This is a genomic window from Streptomyces sp. NBC_01429, from assembly GCF_036231945.1.
GTDB lineage: Bacteria > Actinomycetota > Actinomycetes > Streptomycetales > Streptomycetaceae > Streptomyces.
In genome coordinates, this window is the sequence record NZ_CP109599.1 from 1,642,882 (window position 1) to 1,655,875 (window position 12,994).

Annotated in this window: 8 protein-coding genes; 2 read left to right on the forward strand and 6 right to left on the reverse strand. The window is 71.0% G+C overall.

What is annotated here, in order from left to right; translation table 11 throughout:
- Positions 1-223 precede the first annotated feature (223 nt).
- Positions 224-634, reverse strand: coding sequence for a (2Fe-2S) ferredoxin domain-containing protein (locus tag OG627_RS06750; protein ID WP_329062424.1), 411 nt, complete (start codon positions 632-634; stop codon positions 224-226).
- A 304-nt stretch (positions 635-938) separates the two neighbouring features.
- Here OG627_RS06750 and OG627_RS06755 point away from each other — a divergent pair, with 304 nt between their 5' ends.
- Positions 939-2,696 carry an RICIN domain-containing protein gene (locus OG627_RS06755; protein ID WP_443073425.1) on the forward strand — a complete coding sequence of 586 codons (1,758 nt, stop codon included), beginning with the start codon at positions 939-941 and terminating at the stop codon, positions 2,694-2,696.
- A gap of 77 nt (positions 2,697-2,773) precedes the next feature.
- Here the strand turns inward: OG627_RS06755 and OG627_RS06760 are convergent, their stop codons facing one another.
- The 4 genes from OG627_RS06760 to OG627_RS06775 all read right to left on the reverse strand — a co-directional run bounded on the left by OG627_RS06760 (position 2,774) and on the right by OG627_RS06775 (position 8,083).
- Positions 2,774-4,636: a glycoside hydrolase family 2 protein gene (locus OG627_RS06760; RefSeq protein WP_329062426.1), complete on the reverse strand. Its 1,863-nt coding sequence runs from the start codon at positions 4,634-4,636 to the stop codon at positions 2,774-2,776.
- Positions 4,637-4,809: 173 nt separating this feature from the next.
- Positions 4,810-5,709: a carbohydrate ABC transporter permease gene (locus tag OG627_RS06765; protein WP_329062428.1), complete on the reverse strand. Its 900-nt coding sequence runs from the start codon at positions 5,707-5,709 to the stop codon at positions 4,810-4,812.
- 2 nt (positions 5,710-5,711) lie between these two features.
- Complete coding sequence (locus OG627_RS06770; protein WP_329062430.1) at positions 5,712-6,683, reverse strand: carbohydrate ABC transporter permease; 972 nt, start codon at positions 6,681-6,683, stop codon at positions 5,712-5,714.
- Positions 6,684-6,706: 23 nt separating this feature from the next.
- Complete coding sequence (locus OG627_RS06775) at positions 6,707-8,083, reverse strand: extracellular solute-binding protein (RefSeq protein WP_329062432.1); 1,377 nt, start codon at positions 8,081-8,083, stop codon at positions 6,707-6,709.
- Between the two features lie 278 nt (positions 8,084-8,361).
- Here OG627_RS06775 and OG627_RS06780 point away from each other — a divergent pair, with 278 nt between their 5' ends.
- Positions 8,362-9,414: a LacI family DNA-binding transcriptional regulator gene (locus tag OG627_RS06780; protein ID WP_329062434.1), complete on the forward strand. Its 1,053-nt coding sequence runs from the start codon at positions 8,362-8,364 to the stop codon at positions 9,412-9,414.
- A gap of 144 nt (positions 9,415-9,558) precedes the next feature.
- On the opposite strand, the gene OG627_RS06785 is transcribed toward OG627_RS06780, so the two are convergent.
- On the reverse strand, positions 9,559-12,921 hold the full coding sequence (locus tag OG627_RS06785) for a S8 family peptidase (RefSeq protein ID WP_329062436.1): 3,363 nt from the start codon (positions 12,919-12,921) through the stop codon (positions 9,559-9,561).
- Between the last annotated feature and the right edge of the window lie 73 nt (positions 12,922-12,994).

The following is a 12,994-nucleotide window of genomic DNA, read 5'->3' on the forward strand; positions in this document are numbered from 1 at the left end:
CCGGAAGACGTTAGTACCGCGACGGTCCAGATCCCAGCCCGTCCCGGGGCCGCGTACGGCGGTGTGCTCCACGCCCGGGATCTCCGCCGAGCACCCGGCGGTCCCGTGGAGCATCCGCCAGAGCGCCGTCTTCTCCTGGAGGCGCACCTCCCGGCGGGCGATCGGCCACGGATGTTCCTCCGCCCCCGAGGACCTCTCCGTCTCCGTCATGATGGCGGGCCGGTCAGGGGGCGGCGCTGCGGCGTGGTGGTTTGAAGGCGTACAGGTCGAGGATCTCCGGGCAGGGGGCGAGTCCGGGGCCGCCGGCCCGGACCCAGGCGACGATGTCCTCGGTCGCTTCCGGGTCGTTGACCAGCCCCAGCCAGACCGGACGTCCGCCGGCGGCCCGGCCGGCGGCGGAGGGCTGTACGACGATGACGTTGGCCTGGTCGCACACGTCCAGGCAGGCGGAGACGCGTACGGGGGTCTCCGCGCGCAGGCGGGCGGTCTGGGCCGCGTGATCGACGCCGGTCACCTTGGGAGTGCCGCAGCAGCAGTCCCGGCACACGACGACCCGGCACGGCGCCCGGCCGGGTATGTTCGCGCGCGCGTCCGCCGGGTTGTCCGACGCCCTTTCAGCCGGTCTCGCGGGCATGCCGCATCCTTCCTCTCCGGGGAGATCCGCCCCGGTGGTTCGTCACGGGGGCGATCGTGTGAGTCCCCCTCTGTTTTTCTCTGTCTTTCGGGGAGAAGCGCGTCCCGGCCCTGTCGCCGGTCATCATTCCATCCGGGAACAGAGCACGTCATCCGTGGCCCCGGCCTCGGTTCCGGTGCGCGCGCGGCAGGGTCTGTACATCGATGTAAATAGTTGACACCCGTCCATGTACATCGATGTACAAGCGGCTCTACTGTGGCGCTCGCAACCGCCGTACGCACCAGTGCGCTCAGGAAGGAGCTCCGTGTTCCGTCTCTGTCGACCACACTTCCTCACACTCCGCCGGCCCCCCTCGCCCGGCCCGCTGCCCGCGTCCGCTCCCCCGGCCCGCTCCGGCACCGCCGGCCGCCTTCACCGGCGGGCGGCCCGGGGCCTGTTGCTGGGGCTGGCCGGGGCGTTGAGCCTCACCCTGGCCGTCCCCGCCACCTCCGCCCCCGCGGCGGACACCACCGTGACGGATGCCGCCCCCCTGGCCACGGGTACCGCGCTGCGGAACGGGACGGGGCTCTATCCCCGGGCCATCCGGCTGGCGTACAACGGCGCCGCCAACGGGCGCGTGCTGGCGAGTGTGACCACCTTCGACGGCGACAACGGGGTGGGCGCCATTCACGAGAGCACGGACAACGGCTCGGTCTTCCGGGAGGTCGGCCGGATCGTCGATCCCGAATCGTCCGCCGGGCAGGGCCAGTGCTGCGGCACCCTGTTCGAACTGCCCCGTCAGGTGGGCGCGTTGCCGGCCGGCACCCTGCTGTGGGCGGCGTCCGCCGGGCAGGACGAGCCGGACCGGCGGATGGCGCTGCGCGTCTGGCGCAGCAACGATGTGGGCCGCACCTGGTCCTATCTGTCCTCCTGCGCCACCGCGAGCGGGACGGGCGGGCTGTGGGAACCGGAGTTCTCCGTGGCGTCCGACGGGGCGCTCGTCTGCCACTACGCCGACGAGACCGATCCGGCACACAGTCAGAAGCTGTCCGCCTCCCGCAGTTACGACGGTGTGCACTGGCAGGACCGCCGGGACACGGTGGCGAGCGGCTGGGCGCCCGACCGGCCGGGGATGCCGGTGGTGCGCAAGCTGCCGAACGGCTCGTACTTCATGAGCTACGAGATCTGCAACCCGGGCGGCCAGTACCAGTGTGTGGTGCACTACCGCACCTCGGCGAACGGCTGGGACTGGGGCGATCCGGCCTCGCTCGGGTTCCGCCCGGAGACGGTCGACGGCAAGTACTTCAGGGCCGCGCCCACCGTCGCCTGGGCGCCGGCGCCGGACGGCGGCCCCAACGGCCGGCTGCTGCTGATCGGGCAGATGCTGCTCAACCGGGACGGCACCCCGGCGGCGGAGAGCGGGCGCACGGTCCTCGCCAACACGGAGAACGGCACCGGCCCCTGGTACGAGATCGAGTCGCCGGTACGGGTCACGTCACCCAGTGCGAACTACTGCCAGAACTACAGTTCCCCACTGCTGCCCTCGGCCGACGGACGGCAGGTCCTCCAGATCGCCACCGACTGGGACGGCAGCGTCTGCAAGCCGTACTACGCCACGGGCGGGATCACCGGCAGCGGCGACGCGGCCGGTGTGGTCGACGGCGCCCTGTACCGGCTGGTGAACGCCAACAGCGGACACTGCCTCGACGTGGCCGGGGACTCCCGGGAGCCGGGCGGCAACGTACAGCAGTGGACGTGCAACGGCCTGACCCCGCAGGACTGGTACCTGCGGGCCCACGGCGCCAACACCTTCACCCTCACCGGCCGCGACAGCGGACACTGCCTGGACGTGCGGGACGGTTCGCAGACACCGGGCGCCAACGTCCGGCAGTGGTACTGCAACGCCCTGGCCGCGCAGGACTGGCGGCTGGAGAACGTCGGCCGCGGCTACTACCGGCTGGTCGCCCGGTCCAGCGGCCAGTGTCTGGACGTGGCCGAGGGCTCGCGGCAGCCGGGCGGCAACGTACAGCAGTGGACGTGCAACGGCCTCCAGCCCCAGCTCTGGCAGTTGCGACGGGTCTGACGGACCCCGCCGTACCGCGCCGACGCCTCCCCGGCACCCGCCGGGGAGGCGTCGGCGGGTGCCGGGGAGGCTTCCCCCTACGCGGGGTCCTGCTCCTGTCCCTGCTCGTGCCCCTGCTCCTGCCCCTCCCGCTCGATGGCGGCCGGACGCAGCTGCGCGGCGCGGATCCGTTCGATGTCCAGCTTGCTGCCGCGGTCGAACCGGTAGACGCCGTTGCGCTCCTGGAACACGTCGGTCAGCTGCGTGTAGCAGTAGCCGAACATGGCGGGGTCGTCGAGCAGGACGCCGGTGAGGCCCGCGAACCGTACGTGGAACTCCTCCTCGTCGCGCACCCGTTCGCCGTAACCCCAGGACTCCGTGCGGTCCTCGCCGGACAGTGCGGCGGCAGCGACGGCCGGGTCCCACCAGATGCCGCCGAACTCGCTGACGAAGTAGGGCTGGCCCCGGTACGGCAGGGAGTAGGCGGCGCCGTTCTCGTAGGCGTTGACGAACGGCTCGTCCTTGGCCAGGCCGGACATCAGCCGCTGGAAGGCGGCCGGGTCCTGCTCGTAGCTGTGGGAGTCGTAGATGTCGGTCTCGGTGACCCGGTGGGCGTAGCCGGACGCGTCGATGACCGGCCTGGTCGTGTCCATCGCCTTGGTGGCCAGGAACATCGCCCTGGTCACGGAGTCGAGTTGGGTGACGCGGTCGTGCAGCTTCTGGTACGTCTCGTTCAGCGGGCACCAGCCGATGATCGAGGGGTGCGAGTAGTCGCGTTCCAGCGCTTCGAGCCACTGGCCGGTGTAGGAGGCGTCCGGCCGCTGGTTGTCGCCCGACGAACCGCCGGTCTCGCAGCCCCAGTCGCCGAACTCCCCCCAGACCAGGTAGCCGAGGCGGTCCGCGTGGTAGAGGAAGCGCTCCTCGAAGACCTTCTGGTGCAGCCTTGCCCCGTTGAAGCCCGCCGCGAGGGCGATCTCGATGTCGTGGACCAGGGCCTCGTCGGTCGGCGCGGTCATCAGGCCGTCCGGGTACCAGCCCTGGTCGAGCACCAGCCGCTGGAAGAGGGGCCGCCCGTTGAGGGTGACGGCCTTGCCCCGGATTCCGACGGCCCGGAGACCGGCGTAACTGTCCGCGCTGTCGGTCACCTCGCCCGCCGCGTCGAGGAGTTCGATGCGCAGACCGTACAGATGCGGATCGCCGGGGCACCACTCGCGCCGCCGGTCCTCGGGCACCGGGAGGTACAGGCGCGGTGCGAGATCGAGATCGGCGCGGACCTCGGCGCTCCACACCTCGCCGTCGGCGTCCGTGAGAACGGCGCGGACCCGGTGGCCGGGGCGGTTGCCGGAGAGGGGCAGCTCCAGGTGGAACGCCGATCCCGCCAGGTCGGGCGTGATCCGGGGACGCCGCAGGTGCAGCTCGGGGACGGGCTCCAGCCACACGGTCTGCCAAATTCCGGTGACCCGGGTGTAGTTGCAGTCGTGGTTGGCGTACTGGACGGCCTGTTTGCCCCTGGCCTGCGGGCCCGACCTCGGGTCGCGGGCGCGGACGGTGAGCGTGACCTCGTCGCCGGCGCCGGCGATGTCACCGAGATCGGCGGTGAACGGGGTGAACCCGCCGCGATGGCGGGCCACTTCGACGCCGTCGGCCCACACGGTGGTGTCGTAGTCGACGGCGCCGAAGTGCAGCAGCACACGGCGTCCGGCCCACGCGGCGGGCAGTGTGACCACCCGTCGGTACCACACGGCCTCCAGGAAGTCGGTGTCGCCGATGCCGGACAGCTCCGATTCCGGCGGGAAGGGGACGAGGATCGTGCCGGTCAGGGCGCGGTCAGGGAGACCCCGTTCCAGACCGCTGTCCCCTCGGTCGGTCTCGAACTGCCAGGCGCCGTTGAGGTTGAGCCAGTCGTCGCGGACGAACTGCGGTCGCGGGTACTCGGGACGCGGTACGGAGGGAGTGGGCACACGTACTCCAGTCGGTGTGAGGCGGGCGGTGCGGTCACCGGGCCCATAATGTACATCGATGTAAATGCGTCGTGGAGTGGTCCTCGACGCGGTCGGAGCGGGCGGGGGCGCGACGGTGGGAGCGGGTCCCCGAAGGCCCGTCCTTCCGGCCCGGGGGCCGGGAACGGACGGGGTCAGGAGCCGCCGAAGCCCGTGGTGGCCACCGATTTGACGATGCGCCGCTGGAAGAGGAGGAACATCACGATCAGCGGCAGCGACGCGAGCAGCGCGGCGGCCATGGACTGGGCGTACTGGATGCCGAAATTGTCCTTGACGGTGGCGAGACCCACCGGGAGTGTCATGAGGCCGGGATCGTTGGTGACGATGAACGGCCACATGAAGTTGTTCCAGGCACCGATGAACACGAAGATGGCGACGGCGGCCACGATGGGCCGGGACAGCGGCAGCACGACCGACAGGAAGACCCGCGCCTCGGACGCGCCGTCGATCCGGGCCGCGTCCTCCAGCTCGCGGGGCAGGGCCTCGAAGAACCGCTTGAGGATGAACACCATCATCGGCGCCACCACTTGGGGCAGGATGACCGCCGCGTACGTGTCCACCAGGTTGAACAGGAGCATCTGCTCGAAGAGGGGCACGATGAGCAGCTGCGGCGGCACCATGATGGCGGCGACGGTGACGGCCAGCAGCGCCTTGCGGCCCCGGAACGTACCGCGCGCGAACCCGTAGGCGGCGAGCGTGGACAGTGCCACGGTGATCAGTGTGACCAGCCCGGCCACGAGAAAGCTGTTGACGGCCCAGGTCAGTACGTTCCCCCGGTCCAGGATCTGCCGGTAGGACTCCAGGGTGAAGGCGCCCTTGAACGGGGACAGGCCGGGCTTCGCCACGTTCCGCTCGCTCTGGAGCGAGGTGACGACCGCCCAGACGAGCGGCAGCAGCCAGGCGGCCGCCAGCACGACCAGCGCGGTCCCGGCCAGTGCGCGGGGCAGTCGCCCCGGGCCGAGGAGCATCGGCGCGCCGCCGGGCGCGCGGGGTGCGCGGCGCCTCGGGCGCACGGGAGTTGTGGTAGCGGACACGGTCAGTCCTCCTGGCGGAAGAAGCGCAGCTGCGCGACGGATATGACGATCACCAGCGCGAAGAAGACGTAGGAGACGGCCGAGGCGTAGCCCAGCCGGTAGCCGCTGAACCCGACGTCGTAGACGTACTCCAGGATGGGACGGGTCGAGCCGTTCGGGCCGCCCTTGGTGAGGATGTAGATCTGGTCGAAGACCTTGAGCGAGGCCAGGACCTGGAGCATGGCCACCATCACCGTCGTCCTGCGCAGTTGGGGCAGGGTGATGGACCACAGCCGCCGCCAGGCGCCCGCGCCGTCGATCGCGGCGGCCTCGTCGAGGGCCTCCGGCAGGGACTGGAGGGCGGCCAGGTAGAGCAGGAAGTTGAAGCCGACCGTCCACCAGACGGTCAGGGCGGCGACGGACCACATGGCGACCGACTCGTCGGACAGCCAGCCGACGGGCTCCATGCCGAGCGCGCCGAGCAGTTGGTTGCCGAAGCCGACGTCCGGCTGGTAGAGCCACAGCCATATGGCGGTCACCACGGTGACGGGCAGCAGATAGGGCGCGAAGAACGCCAGGCGCCACACCCACTGGCCGGCCAGTCCGCTGTGCACCAGCAGCGCCATCGCCAGTGAGCCCAGCACCAGAGGGACGCACGAGATGAGGGTGAAGAAGACCGTGTTGCCCAGGCTGCGCCAGACGTCGGGGTCACCGAACGCCTCGGCGTAGTTGGCGAAGCCGACGAAGGACGTGTCGCGCAGGGCGAGCGAGCTGTCGGTGAGGCTCATCCACAGGCCGTGGAAGACGGGCCACACCAGGAAGAGGCCGAAGAGCACCAGGAAGGGCAGGACGAAGAGCAGGCCGTTGCTCCGGCCGGCGGCGCTCTTGTCGCGGAAGGGGAGCCGGTCCCGGAGGGGCGGCCTGTCCGGGAGGGAGGTGGACGGCGGCGACGCGCTGGTGGGCGCGCCGGCACCGGTGGGTGCGGTGGTTGTCACGTGAGTAGCTCCTTGTGCTCCGGTCAGGCCACCGGGTTGGGCTGCCGCAGCAGCGTGTCCGCCTCACGGACCATCTGCCGCACCGCCTTCTCGGCCGAGGTGTTGCCGAGCAGCGCCGACTGGAGCGGCTGGCACATGCGGTTCTGGAAGTTCGAGGCGGCTCCGGCGAACCAGTTCGGCGGATCGAGCACCGCCACCTTGCCCGCGTCGGCGTAGGACGACTGGGGGTCGAGCGCCGCGTACGCGGGACGGGCCAGGACGGGCTGGTACGCGGGGATGTGCCCGGCACTCGCCCAGGTCAGGCTCTGTTTGATCATCTGCGCGACGTACCGGTGCGCCTCGCGCCGGCGTGCCGGGTCGGGATCGGACTGATGCGGCAGGACGAAGCTGTGGGAGTCGGTGTAGACGGCGGGACGGTCGAAGACCTGCGGGAAGGGGGCGGCGCCCAGGCTGATGCCCGACTTCCGCAGGGCGGGCAGCTCCCACTCGCCGAGCATGGCCATACCGCCGCGGCCGCCCATGAACGCGGCCATCGCGCCGTTGTAGTCGAGGTTGTTGGGGTTGGTCCTGCCGTCGAAGAGCCGCTGCATGAACGACACGACCCGGACGGCGGCGTCGGTGTCGATCTCGGCGGGACCGCCCTCGGGCAGGGTGAAGGCGGCGCCGGTCTGGGCGTAGAGGGCGGCGAACTGCCGCCAGCTCTGGGCGGTGTCGGTGACATGGCCGAAGAGGATGCCCGAGCCGCCGGTGGCATCCGCGAGGGCCTTTCCGGCGCCCAGCAGGGCCTCGGGGGAACCCATCGGGGCGAGTTCGCCGGAGGGGTCGAGGAGTCCGGCCTTGTCCGCGGCGTCACGGTCGTAGAAGACGATGAAGGGGTGGACGTCCAGCGGGATCGCGTAGACGGTTCCCTCGTACTGCGTCCGCTTCCAGACCGCGGGGGTGAAGTCGGCCTCGCCGCAGCCGAATTCGGCGAGCACGTCCAGGTCGAAGGGGTCCAGCAGCCCGCCGGGGGCGTATCCGGCCAGCCGGGAGAGGTGGAGGACGGCCACATCGGACGCCCGGCCGCCGGCGGCCGACATGGCGAGCTTGGTGTAGTAGGACGGGCCCCAGTCCAGAATGGTGCGGTCGACGGTGAAGCCGTCGCGGGCGGTGGAGACGGCCTTGATCATGTCGTTCATCAGGATGCCGTCGCCGCCCTGGAAGAGGTCCCAGACGCGGAGGGCGGAGGCGTCCGACGACGACGCGGCGGGCGAGGCGCAGCCGGTCAGCGGACCGGAGGCGAGCAGCGCCGCGCCGGCCCCGGCCATGCCGTAGCGCAGCAGCCCGCGGCGGCTGACCCCCGCGGCCGGCGGGGGCGTGGACGCGGGCCGCGGCCCCGGAGCGGGTGGAGAAGAACTCATCACGGACCTTTCGACGGCCGGTCGACTCTGCCGGTTGACGGCGGCCACCGGCACGGACGACCGGTGGCGGCCCATCACCGAGAGTGATGGGCACCGCTCCGGCGACCGGCGCGGTGCCATGTTTTTACAACGATGTACATCGGCTGTAAAGAGGTGTGGCAAGGTCTGTTGTACGGCGGCACGGCCGGTCCGTCGCCGGGCCCGGCCCGCGTCCGCGCGGCCCCCCGGTCCGGGTACGGCATAGACTCGGCGGTGCACGGGAGCAGGGGGACACGGTGGTGGCACGACCCAGGATCAAGGACGTCGCACGGCATGCGGGCGTGTCGGAGAAGACCGTCTCGAACGTGATCAACGACTACGTCCATGTCTCCGACCGGACCCGGCGCGTGGTCCGTGAGGCCATCGACCATCTCGGCTACCGGGTGAACCTGGCCGGCCGCCATCTGCGCACCGGGCGCAGCGGGGTCATCGCCCTGGTCGTACCGGAGCTGGACGTCCCGTACTTCGCCGAGCTGGCCCGGCATGTGATCCGCGCGGCCGAGCAGTGCTCACTGACCGTGCTGGTCCACCAGTCCGGCGGGGAGCGCCTCCACGAGCTGGCGGCGCTGTCGGGGTTCGGCTCCGACTTCGTCGACGGTGTCATCCTCAGCCCGCTCGCCCTGACCTCCGACGATCTGCGCGAACACGCGGGGTCGCCGCCGACGGTCCTGCTGGGCGAGCTGCTGGAGGAGGGGGCGGACCACGTGGCGATCGACAACGAGCGCGCCGCGCGCGAGGCCACCGAGCATCTGATCGCCCGCGGGCACCGCGACATCCTGGTCATCGGGGGCCGGGACGAGCCGGGGCTGGGCACCGCGGAGGCGCGCACCCGCGGATACCGCGCGGCCCTGTCGGCGGCGGGCATCGCCTACGACGCGGCGGCACTGCTCCCCGTGGCGGCCTTCCGGATGCCCGACGGGGCCGCGGCGGCGGCCCGCGCGCTGACCGGCGGCGCCCGCCCCGACGCGCTGCTGTGCCTCAACGACCAGCTGGCCCTGGGGGCGTTGCGCGCGCTGCACGAGCACGGGGTGCGTGTGCCCGAGGACATCGCCGTGATGGGCTTCGACGATGTGGAGGGCGGCCGGTACAGCGTTCCGACGCTGAGCACCGTGGCGCCCGACAAGGGAGCGGTGGCCACGGCCGCCGTGCATCTGCTGCGGCACCGCATCGACGAGGTGAACCGGCCGCGCGACGGGGCGGACGCGACGGCGGCGGCGCCCCTGTCACCGCAGGACCGCGTCGTGGCGCACCGTCTGGTCCTGCGGGAGAGCACCGAGGGCGCGCGGCACTGATCGGTACGGGAGCGCGCGGGCCGGGTACGGCGGTGCGCGCCCCCGGCGTCACCGCACACGGCCGCGCCCGGGGAACGTGGTGTACGTTCCCCGGGCGCGGCCGACCCGGTGACAGCCGGTGCTGGTGCCGGTGGGCGATGTGGACTACTTGAGCAGGTACGCCTTGACGACGGTGACGTCGTAGGTGTTGCCGCTCTTGTCCGTGAGCTTCGCCTTGAGGGAGACCGACGTGGCCTTCTTCGGGTGGCTCAGGGACAGCGTCCGCTTGCCCTTCTTGGTGGTGACGGGCGCCTTGGACCACTTCTTGCCGCCGTCGTAGGAGACCTGCACGGCGAGCGACTTGAAGTTCTTCGCCGCCGGGCCCTGGACGGTCAGCGGGACCGTGAGCTTCTTGCCCGGCTTGGCGGTGCTCGCCTGGCTCAGCTTCGGGGCGAAGCGGACCGTCGAGACGGGCAGGTTCACGATCTTGTCAGCCGCGGGCTTCTTCGACGTGAACGTCCAGGCCGCGACGAGGCGGGTGGTGACACCGGCGACCGCGGTGGAGCGGGTCGCGTCCGTACTGACCTTGAACTTCGCGGACTTGGCGGGAAGGGCGTCGGTGTACAGGCAGAGCGGGCCCTTCTCGCTGACGACGTTCTTGCCGCCGACGGTGAGCACGGACTGCTGCTTGGACGCCTTCGAGAAGCCGAGGTGACCGGCGCCGTCGGCGAACCCGGCGATGCAGGCGACCATTTCGTTGCCGAGCCGCTGGACACCGCTCTCTCCGCCGACCTTCGGGCTGAACACGCCGACGTTGTACGTCTGCGTGTACGTCTTCTTCGCCGTGTAGGTCTTCAACGACGGCTGCGTCAGCGAGACTTCGCTGGACGTTCCCCGGCTGTCGAGCTGGTCGACGTCGAACGACCACGTGTAGCCCTTGGGCGTGGAGACGTAGGTCTTGGCCGTACCGGGCAGGGCGAACGGGTCGGTCAGCGTACCGATCCCGAACATCTTGGACGGCGCGACCCAGAACGGGCTGACAGCGGCCTTGCGGTTCTTGGCGGAGGAGCCGATCTTGAGGTTCACCAGGGCGAGTTCACTCTTGGCGGCCTTGTGGGTGAACCCGGTGTAGAACGAACCCGTGCGGTGGTAGAGCAGGTTGTAGCTGGTGCTGCCCTTCTGCCAGGTGCCACCGGCCTGCGCGCTGAAGAGCTTCGCCGGGACCGACGGGCCGACCTGGCCGACGCGGAACCCCTTGAAGGAGTCCAGCAGCCAGGTGCTGCTGTAACCGCCGTTCGACGAGTTGAGGTCGAAGTTCACGTACGAGTCGAGGAGCCTGGCGGATTCCGGCGCGGTGATGCTGACCGGCTTCGCCTTGCGGGCGTCGAGAGCGACCGTGGCGTTCTTGGTCACGTCCAGCTTCGGCTGGACCATCCAGGCGAAGTCCGGGTCGGCCTTCCCGTTGGGGGTCTGCACCTGTCCCTCGACGAGGTACGAGCCCTTCGGGACCCGGATCCTGGCGATACCGTCGCTCTTGGTGGCGGTCACGTCCTTCCAGGAGCCGGCGCTGTGACCGTAGAGCGTGGCGGCCGACCGGGAGGGCTTGCCCTTGGCGTCGATGAACTTCACCGTGAGGTCGTACGACTCGACCTCGCGGACGGCGCCGAAGGTCGTACGGACGCCCTGGCCGTCGGCGGCGGACCGGGCGACGACCGTGCCGCTGAAGGCGCCGTCCTGGCTGCCCACGCCGGTGTTCGCTGTGAGGTCGACGCTCACCGTACCGCCGGCGGGGACGGTGACCTGGTTCGCGCCGAGAGTGAAGAAGCCGGCCGGGGCCGCCTTGCCCTTGGGGCCGGTGGTCTCCAGCGACAGATCGAGGGTGACGTCCCGCGTACCGCTGTTGCTGTACGTGATCTTCTCGGTGACCGGCTTGTCGTCGGTGTGCGGCCACTGCTGGGTGCCGAAGTTCACCGAGGTCTGCTCGCTGACGACGGTCTGGGTGATCGCCTTCGTCAGGTCGACGCGACCGGTGCCCTGCTGGTAAGGGGTCAGCCCCGAGCCGGACTTGGCCGAGGAGGTCAGCGCCTGCTTGATCCGCGCACCGGTCCAGTCCGGGTGCTCCTGGGCGAGGATCGCGGCGGCGCCCGCGACGTGCGGGGTCGCCATCGACGTACCGGACATCGCCACGTAGCCGTCGGCGGCCGGGTCACCGATGACGCCCTTGGCGGCCTTCGCGGCGACGATGTCCACGCCGGGCGCGGTGATGTCGGGCTTCAGCGAGCCGTCGGCCGTCGGGCCCACGCTGGAGAAGTCGGCGATCCGGTCCGAGCTGTCGACCGCGCCCACGGTGAGGGCCGAGGCGGCGCTGCCGGGGGAACCGATGGTCCCCGCGTCCGGCCCCTCGTTGCCCGCGGCGATGACGAAGAGGATGTTCTTCTCGGCGGAGAGCTTGTCGACCGCCGCCTCCAGCGGATCGGTCTCCGCGGTGTCCTGGCCGCCGAGGCTCAGGTTGGCGATCCGCGCGCCCTGGTCGGCGGCCCACTGCATGCCCGCGATGATGCCGGAGTCGTCGCCCCAGCCGTTGTCGTCGAGGACCTTGCCGTCGAGGACCTTCGCGCCGGGCGCGACTCCCTTGTACTTCCCGCCCGACTTCGCGCCGGAACCGGCCGCGATCGACGCGACGTGCGTGCCGTGACCGACATGGTCGACGGTGTTGCCCGAGCCGGAGAAGTCCTTCTGCGCGATCTCGACGCCCTTGAGATCCGGATGCGTCTGATCGACCCCGGTGTCCAGCACGGCGATCTTCACGCCCGTACCGTCGTACCCGGCCTGCCAGGCGGTCGGCGCGCCGATCTGCGGCACGCTCTTGTCGAGCGCGGCCCGGCGCTTGCCGTCCAGCCACACCCTGGCGATACCGGGGGCGGCCTCGCGGCTCTCGCTCCGCGGGTCGCCGGGCGCGGTGAGCGCCTCCCAGACGTCCGCCGCGTCCTCCTTGGGCGCCGTGAGCGCCTCACCCCGGACGGCGGGCAGCACGCGGCGCACCGAGACATCCGCGCCGGCGATGGCAGTCTTCGCCCGCGCCTTGCGGTCCGTGTCCTTCTCGTACGACACGATCAGCGGGAGCGTCGCCCGGTGCGCGTCGTCGTACTCGGCCTTGAGCAGGCCCGTCACATTGAACAGCCGCCGGTCCAGCTTCCCCTGGGCGACCAGCTCCGCGGCGTCGGCCGGCAGGACGTACACCTGGCCCGCGACGCGGTTCACCTTCATCCGGACGCCTTCGCGGCCCTTGGCGGGCTGTACCCGCGTCACCCGGCCCGTGGCGTCGACCCGTACCTGATCGCCGGTGATCAGCGTGACCACGGACGTGGCGCTCTCCGCCTGACGCGTCTTCGCCGCGAACGCCCGGAAGGATCCGGTCCCGTCCGCGGCGGCGGCGGATGTGGCGCCCGAGGCGGCCCCGGACGTGAGCCCGGCTATGAGCAGCGCGGCGACCATGGCCGCACCGGCTCTTCTTCTGTCAGTGAGCAAATCTCCCCCAACCCTTGAAGCACCAAATCGAACAAACCCCCGAAGCAAGTGCATGGCGAGTATGCACGACACC

What these genes read in the sequence shown, in the direction of transcription:
- OG627_RS06750 (WP_329062424.1), bottom strand. Translation starts at nt 634, where the DNA reads ATGCCCGCGAGACCGGCTGAAAGGGCGTCGGACAACCCGGCGGACGCG.
- OG627_RS06775 (WP_329062432.1), bottom strand. Translation starts at nt 8,083, where the DNA reads ATGAGTTCTTCTCCACCCGCTCCGGGGCCGCGGCCCGCGTCCACGCCC.